This is a genomic window from Paenibacillus sp. BIHB 4019 (genome assembly GCF_002741035.1).
Lineage (GTDB): Bacteria > Bacillota > Bacilli > Paenibacillales > Paenibacillaceae > Pristimantibacillus.
In genome coordinates this window covers 6,604,521-6,619,620 of the sequence record NZ_CP016808.1, presented here as the reverse complement: position 1 = coordinate 6,619,620, position 15,100 = coordinate 6,604,521, and the positions used below count along the sequence as shown (strand labels likewise).

At 47.8% G+C, this 15,100-nt stretch carries 11 protein-coding genes; 8 read left to right on the top strand and 3 right to left on the bottom strand.

The annotated features are described in order from the left end of the window. Window positions 1-403: 403 nt before the first annotated feature. On the top strand, window positions 404-2,905 hold the full coding sequence (locus BBD42_RS28785; protein WP_099520949.1) for a tetratricopeptide repeat protein: 2,502 nt from the start codon (window positions 404-406) through the stop codon (window positions 2,903-2,905). 5 nt (window positions 2,906-2,910) lie between these two features. On the opposite strand, the gene BBD42_RS28780 is transcribed toward BBD42_RS28785, so the two are convergent. From BBD42_RS28780 to BBD42_RS28770, 3 genes are all read right to left on the bottom strand, one after another. Next, window positions 2,911-3,909, bottom strand: a complete 999-nt coding sequence (locus BBD42_RS28780; protein ID WP_099520948.1) for an ATP-binding protein — start codon at window positions 3,907-3,909, stop codon at window positions 2,911-2,913. Between the two features lie 43 nt (window positions 3,910-3,952). Further along, window positions 3,953-4,882: a tyrosine-type recombinase/integrase gene (locus BBD42_RS28775; RefSeq protein ID WP_269467258.1), complete on the bottom strand. Its 930-nt coding sequence runs from the start codon at window positions 4,880-4,882 to the stop codon at window positions 3,953-3,955. Window positions 4,883-5,518: 636 nt separating this feature from the next. Beyond that, window positions 5,519-7,033, bottom strand: a complete 1,515-nt coding sequence (locus BBD42_RS28770; protein ID WP_099520947.1) for a phytoene desaturase family protein — start codon at window positions 7,031-7,033, stop codon at window positions 5,519-5,521. A gap of 242 nt (window positions 7,034-7,275) precedes the next feature. On the opposite strand from BBD42_RS28770, the gene BBD42_RS28765 reads away from it, so the two are divergent. From BBD42_RS28765 to BBD42_RS28730, 7 genes are read left to right on the top strand one after another with little or no spacing between them, the layout of a single operon-like run. Further along, entirely contained in the window at window positions 7,276-8,691 is a 1,416-nt protein-coding gene (locus BBD42_RS28765; protein ID WP_099520946.1) for an aldehyde dehydrogenase family protein, read from the top strand. Then, complete coding sequence (locus tag BBD42_RS28760) at window positions 8,688-9,857, top strand: glycosyltransferase family 2 protein (protein ID WP_099520945.1); 1,170 nt, start codon at window positions 8,688-8,690, stop codon at window positions 9,855-9,857. Before BBD42_RS28765 ends, BBD42_RS28760 begins: the two co-directional genes overlap by 4 nt. Then, window positions 9,854-10,441 (top strand): glycosyl-4,4'-diaponeurosporenoate acyltransferase CrtO family protein, encoded by a 588-nt coding sequence (locus BBD42_RS31930; RefSeq protein ID WP_172455664.1) that lies wholly within the window; start codon window positions 9,854-9,856, stop codon window positions 10,439-10,441. Before BBD42_RS28760 ends, BBD42_RS31930 begins: the two co-directional genes overlap by 4 nt. Before the next feature lie 49 nt (window positions 10,442-10,490). Beyond that, window positions 10,491-11,990, top strand: a complete 1,500-nt coding sequence (locus tag BBD42_RS28745) for a phytoene desaturase family protein (protein WP_099520942.1) — start codon at window positions 10,491-10,493, stop codon at window positions 11,988-11,990. Continuing rightward, window positions 11,987-13,510: a phytoene desaturase family protein gene (locus tag BBD42_RS28740; protein WP_099520941.1), complete on the top strand. Its 1,524-nt coding sequence runs from the start codon at window positions 11,987-11,989 to the stop codon at window positions 13,508-13,510. The genes BBD42_RS28745 and BBD42_RS28740 overlap by 4 nt, the downstream gene beginning before the upstream one ends. After that, window positions 13,494-14,366 carry a phytoene/squalene synthase family protein gene (locus tag BBD42_RS28735; RefSeq protein WP_099520940.1) on the top strand — a complete coding sequence of 291 codons (873 nt, stop codon included), beginning with the start codon at window positions 13,494-13,496 and terminating at the stop codon, window positions 14,364-14,366. Before BBD42_RS28740 ends, BBD42_RS28735 begins: the two co-directional genes overlap by 17 nt. Then, window positions 14,363-15,088, top strand: a complete 726-nt coding sequence (locus BBD42_RS28730) for a carotenoid biosynthesis protein (protein ID WP_099520939.1) — start codon at window positions 14,363-14,365, stop codon at window positions 15,086-15,088. Before BBD42_RS28735 ends, BBD42_RS28730 begins: the two co-directional genes overlap by 4 nt. Window positions 15,089-15,100: the final 12 nt, after the last annotated feature.

Below are 15,100 nucleotides of genomic sequence, written 5' to 3'. Positions count from 1 at the left end.
AGTATGATTCAAAAAGATTAGAAGGAAGGCCCTTATTGCCTGTAGTGTTGAGGCATAAGGGCCTTTTTGTGCTTTTTTGAGAGAACTATTAGTTTAGCTGAAACTTTACGAAAAAGAATGAGATAGGTGAAAAGGAGTGGGGATAGCAGATTACGTTCATAAGGAATATTTTAATGATGTGACAAAAAGCGACAAACAATTGAAGATTTGTGACTTATAATCTAGGGATAAAGAGTAAATTTTGTCGTTAGTTGTAACAAGCTGGGTGTAATTAGGCCGAATTCACTACCTTTAACTTTAACAGGTTGAGAAGGCTAAGGCGGTGTCGGGCTGATTACCTCCTAATAACTATAAATTATTTGGAGGTTTTGAGTTTTTAAAATATTGTTTAAGGGGCGTTTTTATGGATAACACAAAGTTTTTTAATTTTAAATTTGTAAATAGAAAATTAGAACAAGAAAAACTAAAATCTTTTTATAATCATGAATTATCCTCAAATGTAATGTGGCTTTCTGGACCTAGCGGAGTTGGAAAATCCTATTTAATTGAACATACTTTAAAGCAAGTATCGAATCAAAAAATAATTCGGCTGGATCTATCTAGTGCAGACCAAAATATTAACTGTCTTAAACAATTATTAAGTTTACTCCAAGATAGCACAAAGCTGTCCTTTAAGGATTTTATCAAAAATAATTATACTTCCGTCCTTGATATTACAAAAAATGTTATTAGTATATTGTTTAAAACAAAAGGAATAGACGTAGATATAGATGGTTTGTTGAATTTTGTTTTTGATAAAACTGCTGCATTTGTTGAAAACGAAAAACAAAAACATCAATCAGGATTTATAGTAATACAAAATTATATAAATCATATCCTCTCTGAAGGAAACATGATTATATACATAGATAACTTTACGAATTGTGATAGTAAGTCATTAGAAATTATCTCAGAATTGCTTGGTTCATACATAGGTAATTCTGGGATTTGCTTCCTGCTCACGACAACTAACGAAAAATTCAATGAAAGAACTGATATTTCCAAAATACTAATTGAAAAAATTAAACTTGAACATTTAAAAATAAATCCGTTCTCTAATCAAGAATATTTTAATGAGATACTACTTCATATTTTTGATTTAAATCATACTGATGATGAAGATCTATCCGCTCTTTTTTCAGCATGTGAAGGTTCACCGGAAAAATTACGGTCAACACTACGCAATTTATATTATCATGATGGCATTACAGGGTCCGTAGAGAAAAATAATGCAAGAATTGTGGCTGATAAATTCAAAGAAATTATATCAAAGAAAACTACATTTCTTGATGTAGATAAGCTATCAGAAGTAGAAAAAATGATCTTAAGAGGGATTCTTGGGTTTGGAAAAATAATTAATACTAACGTGTTAGAGGAAATTACACGTTTTCTGAACGAAAAACTGTTTAAAATGAGTGAAATAACACATATAGATTTTTTGATGTCTTTAGAAAAATTAAGCAATACTAAAATTATAAATATTTCAATCGAAAATAATGTTAAAAAAGTTAGAATAGAACATGATTTAATTTATCGAACATTGATAATGCGATTAGAGAGTCCTATTTACCAACCGCTAGTAAATTTCTATTTATATAACTTCTTAGAAATGAATGTTGTATTTTTGAAGGAAAATAATTTATCGAATGACGATATTAGCTATCTAATTGCATGGCATGCATTTAGGGGCGAAGTAAGCAATTGGGAGGAGATAAATCTTAAGTATGGTTTAAGCAGGTTTCAAAATAACCAGTTTAACGATGCTATATTAATATTTGACAGACTAAAAGCTCATTTTAGAAACTTTACGAATGAGAACTTACTTGAAATAGCTACTTGTTATTATGAAAATGGTAAATATGCTGATGCAAAAGATATTTTTAATTTCATAGATGCAGAATCTCTGGAAACAAAACTTCGTTACAATTATTATTATTTTTATGGAAAAACTGAAAACATGCTGATGAATAAACAAGTAGCAATTAATTATTTTCAGCAAGCTTTAAATAATGCTGAAGGGGAACAAGAAAAGGAAATCATGTCACTAAACATGAAGCAACTAGCATTACTAGAGACGCCCAATGGTCGGGAAGGCGCTTTGAAAATATTTAATGACATAGCATTAAACTTAACGGAAGAGCGTATGCAGAGTAGAGCAACTGGTTATTTATTAAGAACATGTATAAACTTCTATAGCGGCAATAAAGCTATTGATTTTTTAGAGGCTGCTGAGAAGATTGCTGAACTTAATCAAGATAGCGTTGAGAAAGCATTTATACAAAACAATAAGGGATTTGAATGGTTCAAACAAAACAAATCTACGGAAGCTTGTGATGCTTTTAACAATTCAATTGAGCTGCTTTCGCCAATCAAAATTCATGAAATATCCTACCCGTTAAACAATCTTGCTGTTTGCTCAATGGTAAAAGGGAAATATGCTGAAGCAATTAAGTATTTGAATAAAGCAAAATTCTGGAACAATTCAAAGTACGCCGAGTTGACTATAAAAACTCATTTAGCTGTTTGTTACAGCCAAGAGAAAGAATATGAAAAGGCTGGTACAGAGATCGATAAGCTCTATGAAATAATCAAATCAGGAAATGTCATAGATTCTACTATTATAAGAAAGATATGCATAAACTTAGCGATTATAAATAAACAGTTAGGCAAAATTGATTTGGCTAAGGAATGTATTGAAATGGGTTACGCATATGCGCAAAACACGTCTACAGCTTATAGAGCAAATCAACTCATTAAAGAATTGTCCCCCCACTTTGCTGGTATAAACACTACCAGTGAAACTGGGGGTACATATTGTCTAGAAGCTATTTTTGAACCTTGGTTTATTACATTTACACATGATTAAAGTTTTTAGAACCTGCTTAAAACTGATTCTATATAATACTGTAAGACATCTTTAAAGGAAATGTTTCTTTTACTGCAAATAAAACCAACTTCACTGCTTGTACTAATTCTTGGAACTGAATTAATTTCTAGGAAGTATATATCACCTGAATTTGTAACACGATAATCAATTCTACAAATATCTCTAGCACCAATATGTGCAGCAATTTTTTCAGACGTTAATTGAATTTTTGTGATTTGTTCAGAAGAAAATACTTCCTCTCCAATTAAGCGTGTGGACAGCTTATTAGCTTTTTCATATATACCAAAAACTTCTCTATAATTAATAAGTCCCTGATGTGTTTGAATGACAATAACTTCATTTAATTTGATATCATCTTTATTACCTATAACTAGATTAGTAACGTCATATCCTGCAATATATTCTTCTATAAGAATCTCTTCAAATTCTGCTAACAAATTTTCGATTTGCAAGTGCGCTTCCTCAATAGTATCGCAAACACTTTTTAAAGTGATGCCTAGAGAGGAACCTTCTGTATTGGGTTTTACTATAATCGGAAATTTCAAGCGATTAAAAAGCTCAGTCTTCAATTGGGTATGTTTATTTATGAGAAGACCAGCTGGTATAAGGACATTAAGATCATTTAATGCAAGCTTCGAGTAATGTTTATTGTTCATAAGGGCTGCTACAAAGGGAGGAGAACCACTATATTTTACTTTTAGGATCTCACACAACATGGGTACCTGAACTCGACTGTAGGATTGATTGAGTCCATCAGAAAGATTGATAAATATTTTATCTTCATAACGATTATTGTTTTGACTAGCTTTTAGTAGTTCAGGAACTCCGCCGAAAATATTACAAGGGTACCCTATCTCATTAATGGCATCTAGAATTTCAAGGACACTGTCTTTTTTTGGATGATCATTAAAAACTTCTACACAATCAACGAATTTTGAAGGAAATGATTCTCTAAAATCACAAACTAGTTCGATTTGAAACACAACAAAACCTCCAAATAATTTATAGTTATTAGGAGGTTTTTTCTCAGATTTCAAGGCTGTTTCTTGGGTTATATTTAGTTAGCACTTGTTTTTTTCGTTCGATTGAAACTTCGGTGTAGATTTCGGTAGTGCTGACGCTGGAATGGCCGAGTATTTCTTGGACGGAACGCAAATCGGCGCCGTTATTGAGCAAGTGAGTGGCAAACGTATGGCGCAAGTAATGAGGTGTTGCTCTTTCGTTGATTTTCGCTATATCCCGGTACTTATAAAAAATATCTTCAATAGCATAAATGGATAAAGCGTTGCCGTATTTGTTAATGAAAAAAGCTTTTGCTTTTGGCTCCAGATGTGATCGAAGCGAAAGCCAGCGCTCCAGCTTATGAATCACCTCATGGCTAGCGATGTAGAGCAGGCGTTCTTTTCGACCTTTGCCGTAAATCAGCAGCGTTTGCTCTTGAAGATTAAGATCCTCAAGCTGAATGCCAACTAACTCGCCAATGCGTATTCCTGTGGCAAATAGGAGCTCTATAATGGCGGAATTGCGACTGCTCATAATTTTGCGATAATTTGTGCGCGGATGCAGCATTTCTTTTTCTGTCGTCTGTAGTAAGGTAGTCACATCTGCTATCGTTAACGTTTTGGGAATCCGCTTTGATAGCTTAAAGCTGGATTTGCCAATGGCACTAGGTAATTCAAAGGCAACGCCTTGTGTAGCCAAATATTTGATAAAAGCTTTTATGGAAAAATGCTTACGTTTAATGCTCGTTTCTTTCATTTGCTTAGCCTGCAACGATTGGAAATACGAATTGACATGCTGGGGTTCAATATCGCCTTGAGCGGTATCGCTAATCCATTTAATGAGGTCGCTTAAATCATAATAATAAGCTTTTATCGTTTTGTCGGTTAAATTGCGTTCCATCTTGATTTGCTGTAAATAAGATTGTGCATAGGCAGATAGATCGGTAACGTTCAAAGTTGCATTCCTCCGCTAGTTGTCGATTTTGCTATTGTAACACCCCGCATAGCGTTCTGTCGTTTAGCCTTAGGAATGTATTACTTAAAGCAGATATTTAGCAGTGCATATAGAATAGATTCCTCATGAAAAAAGGTATTGCCCCAGAAGCTTTCACTAGGGAAATACCTTATTTGTATATTAATTTAATGATGAAAGGGAACCCTTATCAAGAATCAGCACAGGTTGACGATCGACGATCGATAAGGTAGACAAAAAAGAGAATAGCTCTGACTTTGGGGCAGCATGGATAGGAGATGCCCTCGCTTTTGGCGGACTGACGTTCCGCTAATGAAGCGTTTTTCCCCATTTTGGCAGGTGAGCGGACTGGAAATCGCTTATTTCCTCAATCATCGCGATAAAAAGGCGATTCGGGAGCCCTTAGCGGATTCTGTGTCCGCCAGCCTCTCCAATAACGACATTTGAAGGAAATAACGGCTCCTGTGGCCGCCGAAGTTCAGTAGCCACCGTCCAGAGCCGCCACCTTTTAGCCAATATGCTATTAAAATCGAAGCTGATCAGTTTAGCATAAACCCCTCACGCATTCCTGTCGCCCCTCGTTTGCGATGTTCGAAGGTTAACTCTAAAACTAAAAGCCTACCCCGCAGTAAACCTGCCCCCAGAGCGGCTATTCGCCTGCTCTTTAATGAGGTCAGCCGTAAGCTGCCCTGACAGCGTAACCATTGGCACGCCGCCGCCGGGATGAGTGGAGCCGCCGACGAAATACAAGTTGTCCAGCAGCTCGCTTTTGCTCGGAATTTTGAAGCCGCCGTTCAGCTTGCGGTCGGTGACAACGCCATAGATCGAACCGCCGTTAGCGCCATAGAGCTGCTCCAAGTCATTTGGCGTAAAGCTGTATTCGAACGTTATGTGCGAGCGCAGGTCGTCCAGTCCCATTCGCTCCAGCTTATCCAGCACAAGCTCGCGGTACGTTTCTTTGTAAATTTCCCAGTCCTCGCCGGGCTTAAGCGGGGGAACGTGGGTCAGCACGAATAAATTTTGCTGGCCTGCTGGCGCCTGCGTTGCGTCGGAAATGCTGGACACCCCAATATAGACGGTCGGATCAGGCGAAGGGATGCCGGAGACGAACACATCCTGAAACTCCCGTTCTGGATTGCGCGAGAACAGGAAGTTGTGATGGCGCAGCTGTTCATAGGTTTTGTCGATGCCAAGCAGCAGCACGAGGCCGGATACGGTTGGGGCATATTTTCTCATGCCGCTTGTCTCTGCGGCAGCGCCCGGATGATGGCTGAGCAGCTTGCGATGGGTCGGAATCGCCTCCAAATTGGAGACGACGAGATCGGCGGCAAGCACCGTGCCATCTGCAAGGGTAACGCCCGTTGCCGCCTTGCCCAGCGTATTGATTGCTGCGACAGGCGTATTCGTCCGCACCTCCACGCCAAGCTCTCCCAGCAGCTTCAGCATGCCCAGCGCAATATTGTACATGCCGCCCTTGACGTAATAAATGCCGAGTCCAAGCTGCACATGGATGAGCTGAGATAGCACGGCTGGGGCTGCATAAGGCGATGAACCAATATACATAATGAAAAAATCAAACAGCTGGCGCAAGCGCTTGTCTTTGAAAAAACGGCTCGTGCTCTGATGCATCGTGCGAAGCGGGTCCATCGCCAGCAGTTCCTTCATGCTATGCTGCCCCCGCAAGTCCTGCAGGCCGCTGAGGCTTTTGCCATAAACGCTCTTCATGCTGAGCTCATACATTTGCTGGCAGTATTGCAAATAGGCCAGAAAGCCCTTGGCATCCTCTCGCGATACGCTGCTAAGCTGCTCCAGCATCATCGGCAGATCGCCAGTCACGTCAAGCTGCGATCCATCCTCGAAAAAAGTCCGCCACTGCGGCTCTACCCGTTCCAGCGTCATATAGTCCTCCAAACGTCTGCCCGCACTAGCAAACAGCTGCTCCAGCACCCAGGGCATCGTCAAAATCGACGGTCCCGTATCAAAGGAAAAGCCTTTGCCCGAGCGGATATTCAGCTTGCCTCCTGCACGTTCCTGCTGTTCCAGGACGGTGACATGATTGCCGTCAACGGTTAGCCTGATGGCAGCGGATAGGCCGCCTAAGCCTCCGCCAATAACTACGATTTTTTTACTCATCGCTCGTTTCCGCCTCCCTGTTTACTAAAGCCAAATGGATATTTTTAAAAACTTGGTTATATAAACGAAAAAGATGTTTTATAATATACCGTAAGGTTAATTAATAGTTAGCTAGCTTCAAATCTAGCAGTAACATTCCTGTATGTCCTGTATTTAAGGTGTTGCCCATTATTGGCGAATTAAAACCTGCTAGGATCATTTTGCCAATCATATAAAGGCGGCCCTTGCTGTGGGGGGATTGAATGATGAAAGAAATGTTTGCTGCCCGCGCAGCGGCTCCGGGCTGGAGGGCGCTTCCTGTGCGGGATAGAATGCAGCCTATCCGCTTTGTGCGGCAGCTGCTCGTTCGTGATTTGGACGAGTGGATTGCGCTGCTTGGCCAAGAGGCAGGCAAGACCCCGATGGATGCACTGACGACGGATTTGCTGACGGTCATTCAAGCTATTGCTTATTATGAAAAAAATACGGCCAAGCTGCTGCGCTCCCGACGCGTTCGCACCCCGCTGTGGCTCGCAGGCTCCTCCTCGCACATTGCATATGAGCCTTGCGGCGTGGCGGCTATCATTGCCCCATGGAATTTCCCGCTTCAATTGACGCTCATTCCGGCACTCGCGGCAGCCGCTGTAGGGAATACAGTGCTGCTCAAGCCATCGGAGAAGCTGCCGCTGTTAAGCAAGCGCATTGCGGCCCTTATCGAGGAGGCTGCATTTCCGCCAGGCGTCCTGCAACTGGTTGAAGGCGGGCAGGCGGAAGCGGAGCGCTTAATTGATGCGCGGCCTGACAAGCTGTGGTTTACCGGAAGCGAAGCGGCCGGGCGAAGTGTGCTGGCGCGAGCAGGGGCGCAGCTCATTCCTTGCGTGCTGGAGCTTGGCGGCAAGGACCCGATGATCGTATGCGCCGATGCCCACATCGAGAGAGCCGCTCGCGCAGCTGTATGGGGTGCTTTTTTGCACAGCGGGCAAGTATGTATTAGCGTGGAGCGGGTTTACGTTCATGAAAGCATTTATGCAGCCTTTCTGGCCGCGGTCGTCGCATATACGCGGGAGCTAAGGCAGGCCGAAGGCGGTTCTTGGTCCGAGATTGGAGCATTAGCAACGGAAGAAGGCTGGCATAAAGTGAAACGGCTGCTGGACGATGCTGTAGCCAAAGGCGCCAGCATTGCGGCAGGAGGGCTGCCGCCCGGAGCGGAGCCGCCGCTGTTTCCGCCGACCGTACTCACCGGAGTGACGGAGGAGATGCAGCTTATGCAGGAGGAAATTTTCGGCCCGCTGCTGCCGATTATGGCCTTTCAGTCAGAGGATGAGGTAATCCGGCTGGCGAATGCTTCGCCTTACGGGCTTAGCGCAAGCATTTTTACGGCTAATCGAAAAAAAGGGCTAGCGCTCGCAGCCCGGCTGGAGACGGGAAGCTGCTCGATTAATGACGTTGTAAGGCATATTGGCAACATGCATTTGCCCTTTGGCGGGGTGAAGGCGAGCGGCTTCGGCCGTGCGCATGGCGAAGAAGGGCTGCTTGCCTTTTGCCGCTCAAAGTCGGTTATGGTCAATGCTGGGCGCAGCAGTTCGCAAATCAATTGGTTTCCTTACCGGGAGCAGGCATTTAGCGGCCTCAAGCAGGCGATTGGCTATATGTACGGGAGAAGGAGGGGGAGGCGATGAGTCTCTCGATCATTTGGGCTGTTTTCGGCTGGCTGTGCGGCCTGCTGCTGCAAAATCGGGTAAGCCGGCTGCCGGATTGGTTTATTCATGAGGGGGATGAATGGAATGGGGCAGATGATGCGAATGGAGCTGGCATGAAAAATAGCGCTGTTCCGATCTCCATTTCTGTCATTATTCCGGCCCGCAATGAAGCCGCTAATATCGGCAAGCTGCTGCACGACTTGAACCATCAGATGCTAAGTCATGCAGAAGTGATCGTTGTCGATGACGGCTCGGAGGATGCAACGGCAAGCCTTGCTGCCGCGAATGGCGCCCTCGTCATTCGGGCGGAGGAGATGCCAGACGGCTGGATCGGCAAAAGCTGGGCTTGCTGGACGGGAGCCAAAACAGCGCAAGGCGAGCTGCTTGTTTTTCTGGATGCGGATGTGGAACTGGAAAAGGATGCTTTACAACTGCTGGCCGCCAGCCAGAAGGAGGCTGGCGGACTCGTATCGGTGCAGCCTTACCACCGAATGGAGCGTGCTTATGAGCAGCTGTCTGCTTTCTTTAATCTGATTGTCATCGCTTCGGTTGGCGACGGCGACAGCCGGGCGGGAGCGTTTGGGCCTTGCCTCATATGCCGCCGGGATGACTATTTCCGCATCGGCGGGCATGAGGCGGTACGCGGCAAAGTGTTGGAGCATTTCGAGCTGGGGCGAGCCTTTAGCTCTGATCAAATGCCGGTGTCCAATTTTATGGGCTGCGAAAAAATTTCCTTTAGAATGTACCCGGATGGCCTGGGCAGCATGTTCCGCGGCTGGAGCAAAAGCTTCGCAGCAGGCGCTGCATCGACCGCGCCCTTCGTAGCCTGCGCTGTATCGCTGTGGCTGGCGGGGGCCGTATCGGCTGTAATTCTTATGCTCTCTTCACTGAAGGGGCAGGGCGAAGCGGATTACTGGCTGCTGGGGACAGGTGCCGCCAGCTATGCGGCGTACAGCTTGCAGCTTGCGCTATGGCTGCGCAAAACGGGGAGTTTTAAGGGCTGGACGGCACTGCTGTACCCGCTGCCGCTTAGTTTGTTTATGTTATTTTTCGCTTATTCGCTGTTCTCGACCTTCATTAGGAGGAAGGTTTCTTGGAAAGGGCGAGTCGTTTCCATAGGCAGCCGGGAACGAGGCAAGCTATGAGCGCGCAGGCATTGCCGTCGCTGGCTGTGCTCGCTATGAATATTGGCGGCTGGCTGCTCGTCCATCTCGGCGTCTCCTATTTGCATACGAGCTTGCCACAGCGCTGGTTTGCAGGACTAGGATCAGGAGCAGGCACAGCAGCAGGAGCAGGAGCAGGAGCAGGAGCAGGCGGGACCGTGCGCAAAGCGGAGCGCAGCAAGGAGAAGCAGCACTTCGGCAGAGGAGCAGAGCCGAAGCAGCGTGATAAAAGCGGCGAGGAGCGTTTCTACGAGCAGGTGCTCTTCATCCGCTCCTGGAAGGACAGCGTGCCGGATGGCAGCTTTTTGTTCCGCAGGGGATTCCAGAAGAAAAGGCTTGCTAAGCGAGGCCAAGCCTATTACCAGGAGTACATGGTGGAAACGCTTAGAGGCGAATGGACGCACTGGCTGTCCATCGTGCCCGCGCCGTTATTTTTCATCTGGAACGAGCCTTTGTATGGCTATTTAATGGTAGGCTACGCGCTGGCGGCCAATTTGCCGTTTATAGCGATTTTGCGTTATAACCGGCTGCGGCTCAGGCGCATTTGCGGATCGAGCCGTCTATGACGGGCATTTATAGAAAGCTGATTCTAGCATGGGAAGGAAGAGACTATAAATGAAGACAAGGCATGTTGCTGTTGTAGGCGCCGGACCGGGAGGGCTTGCTGCTGCTATGCTGCTGGCAGGTCGCGGCTATAAAGTTACGGTGCTGGAGAAGCAGCCTTACATTGGGGGCCGAACTTCGCTGCTGCAGGTGGGGGATTTCAAGTTTGACCGCGGCCCGACTTTTTTTATGATGCCTCATTTGCTGGAGGAGTTGTTTACGGCAGTGAACCGAAAGCTTGCGGATTACGTGGAACTGCTTGAGCTGGACCCGCTGTACCGGTTGAAGTTTGGTGATTCGGCATTTGAGCCCTCACGCAATATGGAGCAGACACATGCGGAAATTGAACGGCTGTTTCCCGGTGACGGAGCTGGCTATAGGCGGTTTATGCGCGATGAGGAGCTCAAGTTTGGCCGCGTGTCCCCGCTGCTGCAGCGTCCTTTCAGCAAGCCGCGCGACTATATGGCCCGCGATGTGCTTGCTGCGCTGCCCAGCCTGCATGCGACGGATACGGTGTATAACCGGTTATCCAAATATTTTAAGGATGAGCGGCTTAAATACGCCTTTACCTTCCAAGCGAAATATTTAGGGATGTCGCCATGGGAATGTCCGGGCACCTTCACGATTTTATCCTATATGGAGCATAAATATGGGTTGTTTCATCCGGTAGGCGGCTTGAACCGGCTTTGCGAGGCGATGGGCGAGGTGATTCGGGAGTATGGCGGCGTTATCTCGACTGGAACGGGCGTCAAGCGTGTGCTGACGAAGGGCGGGAAGGCAAACGGCGTATGGCTGGATAATGGCGAGAAGATAGCTGCTGATCATGTGATTTTGAATGCGGATTTTGCTACGGCAATGAACGAGCTGTTTGAGCCGGGGGAGCTGAGGAAATATACGCCGCAGAAGCTTGCCAAGAAAAAGTATTCCTGCTCAACGTATATGCTCTACCTTGGCATCAATAAAGAAATCCATATGCCTCATCATACGGTGCTGTTTGCCGGCGATTATAAAACGAATGTCAATGAAATGATGGCGCAGAAGAGGCTTTCCGCAGATCCGTCGATCTATGTCCATAATCCCGGCATTCATGACCGGACGCTCGCACCGAAGGGCAAAACAGCTCTGTACGCTCTCATGCCTGTGCCGAATATGACTAGCGGCATCGACTGGCAGGAGCAGGGCGCGCGCATACGGGAAAAAATGCTGCAGCGCATGGAGCAGGAGCCGGAAATGCGCGGCCTTTCCCGGCATATTGAAACCGAAGCGATGATTACGCCAGAGGATTGGCAGCAGGGCCATGGCGTTTATGAGGGGGCCACATTTAATTTGGCGCATTCCTTTAATCAAATGATGATGCTGCGTCCGCATAACCGCTTCGAGGAATATGGCAACTGCTGGCTCGTTGGGGGCGGTACGCATCCCGGCAGCGGGCTGCCGACGATTTTTGAATCCGCGCGAATCAGCACCAGGCTGCTTATGGAGCAGGATCGGCTGAAGGAGGGGGCTATATGAACAAGGTTGCTATTGCAGGCGGTGGAATCGGCGGCCTTATTGCGGCGCTGCTGCTCAGTCGCCAAGGCAAGATTGTAACGATCTATGAGCGGATGAACCGCCTCGGAGGCAGGCTCGCTTTCGAGCAAAATGGGACATACCGTGTCGATCAAGGGCCAACGATTGTGTTGCTGCCGGAAATGCTGCTCGACATTTTGGCCGAGGCGGGTATTGACCGCTCGCGGGTCCCGCTCGTGCGCTGTGATCCGATGTACCGCATCCATTATGCGGATGGCACTGTGCTGCATAAATGGAGCGATAGAGAGCGCATGCTGGAGGAGCTTGGACGGTTATCCCCGGGCGAGCAGGAAGGTTTTATTCGCTATATGGCCGAGATGAAGCGTTCCTTCGTTCAGGGGAAAAAAGCTTTTCTGGAGCGGCCGTTTTTGCGCAAACGCGATTTTTTCACCGTGCGCAATATTGCTCTGCTGGCCAAGCTGCGGGCTTACAAAAGCGTGCGCTCCCTCGCTGCCGAATATTTTAAGGATAAGCGGCTGCACGATGCTTTCTCGCTGCAAACGCTGTACATCGGGGGCGCGCCGTTCGAGGCGCCGGGATTGTATTCGCTGCTGCCGTATGCCGAGCATGAGTTTGGCGTCTGGTGCTTGAAGGGAGGTTATGCAAGCCTCATTCCGCTGCTGGAGGAGGAGCTTGCGCGCCAAGGCGTTACTGTGAAAAAGAAGGCGGCCGTAAAAGAGCTTCTTATTAGCGATGGACGCTGCTATGGCGTACGGACTGCCGAAGGGGAGACGAGCTATGATGCGGTTGTCTTCAATGGCGAATTTCCCTCTATTGCTGGCGTATTGCCGGTGGGAGAGGCGGCCCGACCGAAAAATAAAAGGAAGGACTACAAGCCTTCATCCGGCTGCGTGCTCATCTATTTGGGTTTGAACAAGCAGTGGCCGGAAGCGGTGGCCCATCAGTTTTTTCTGCCGCCTTCGCTGGAGAAGGGGCTTGGAGAAATTTTCAAGGAAAATCGGCTGCCGGATGATCCGTCTTTTTATATTTTTTATCCGACCGCCTTCGATGATACCGCTGCGCCAGCGGGGGAGAGCGCGATGTATGTGCTGATTCCATCGCCAGCCGCCCCGCATGTTGATTGGGAGCAGGAAACGCCTAAGCTGGTCGAGCAGGTGCTCCGCGAAGCGGAGCGGCGCGGTTTTCCTGGGCTGCGGGAAGCGATTCGCTGGCAGCAGGTCCGCACGCCTGCAGATGCCGAGGCTGACGGCTTGTACAAGGGAGGCAGCTTCGGTATTGCGCCGACGCTGCTTCAGTCCGCCGTCTTCCGTCCGCAAATTGTGCCGTATGGCATCGAAGGACTCTATGCCGCAGGTGCTTCGGTTCATCCCGGCGGCGGCGTGCCTATTGTTATGCAGGGCGCAAGGCTGCTCGCCCAGCATTTATCTGCCGCCGTGGCCGTTCAAGCAGCAACAGCAAAACCCGCCATGATTCAGGAGGTGCCGGATGGAAGCAGCATTTAGCCTAAATCAATGCGAGGCGATGATTCGCAAAGGTTCATCCAGCTTTTATAAGGCGTTTGGATTTTTGCCAAGCCCGCGGAAAGAAGCGGTTTACGTCATTTATGCCTTTTGCCGGATGATAGACAACGCAGTCGATGAGCCGGAGCAGTCTCCGTACACGATAGACGAGCTGGAGGAGCAGTTTACCCATTTGGAGCAGGCGGACGGGCATTTCATATGGCCGGCGCTGCGCTGGCTGTTTCATCATTTTTCGGTCAGCAAGCAGCCGTTTTTCCGCCAAATGGAAGGACAGCGCCGCGATCTGGTGCTGACGCATTACGAGACGATGGAGCAGCTTGAGGAATACTGCTACTTGGTGGCGGGTACGGTTGGCGAAATGCTGCTGCCCGTCCTGCACAACCATCCTGACGAGCAAATTGTAGAGGCTGGCATTTATTTGGGCAAGGCGATGCAAATCGTCAACATCGTGCGCGATGTCGGCGAGGATCAAGGCCTGGGCCGCCGCTATTTGCCGCTTGAACTGCTGCAGCAGCATGGCTACAGCGAGCAAAGCTTCGAGGCTGGCGTCATTGACGATCATTTCCGGTCGCTTATTCATGCGCTGGAGCGCCAAGCGAAGGATTGGTTTCTCAAAGGGTTGGCGAATATAAGCAGCTATCCGCCAGCAAGCGCGTTTGCGGTAGAACTTGCGGCTGGTTTTTACGGGGCTATTTTGGATCAGGTGATCGCTAACCGTTATGAGGTGTTTGCGAAGCGGGCGGTCGTTGGGCCGCTGGCGAAGCTGAAAATATACAAATCGATCAAAGAAAAATATATGGCGGACGTTGTGCTGGAGAGCGGGGCTGTATCATTATGATGCGAAAGCTGTTTCTATTCTGGTATGCGGTTGGCATCCTTCTTATGCTGACGATCGGCGTTCCGGCGCCACTGGCCTTCTCGAACGGCTTGTTTCTCGTCTTTTATGCGATGTATGCGGTCAGCTTGGAGCAAGGCTTGCGGGAACGAACTTACTGGGGCTGGGGGCGCATCGCCTTGGTTGGACTCTCGACGTTCGGCGTAGAATGGCTGAGCGTCACAACAGGGTGGCCGTTTGGCGAATACAGCTATACGCCGGTGCTCGGTTTTCTGCTTGGCAGCGTGCCTGTAACGATTGCCTGCGCTTGGGTAGGCGTGTTTCTGAACGGCATGCTGCTGGCAAGGGGCAGTAATCGCTGGCTGCGGGCGCTGCAAATCGGTCTGTTCACCGTCACGCTGGATCTGGTGCTCGATCCTGTTTCTTATGCGAGGGGCTACTGGCTGTGGGAAGGAGACGGTGCTTATTTTGGCATTCCAGCGACGAATTTCATTAGCTGGTTTATGATCTCAGCGGCGCTTTCCCTGCTGTTTCCAGCTCGCGAGACGACATATGCCGTGCGCCGGGAAGCGGCTCGACTGGGCCAGCTCATGCTGCTCATGTTCGGGGTGCTTGGCATGAAGGAAGGGCTGTATGTGCCGATGCTCATAGCCGCAGCTGCATCAGCTGTGCTGGAAGGAGCCGTGATTCGTTATCATTACATCGCAAAAGAGCAGGTGGTTTGAGGCGGTATTTTC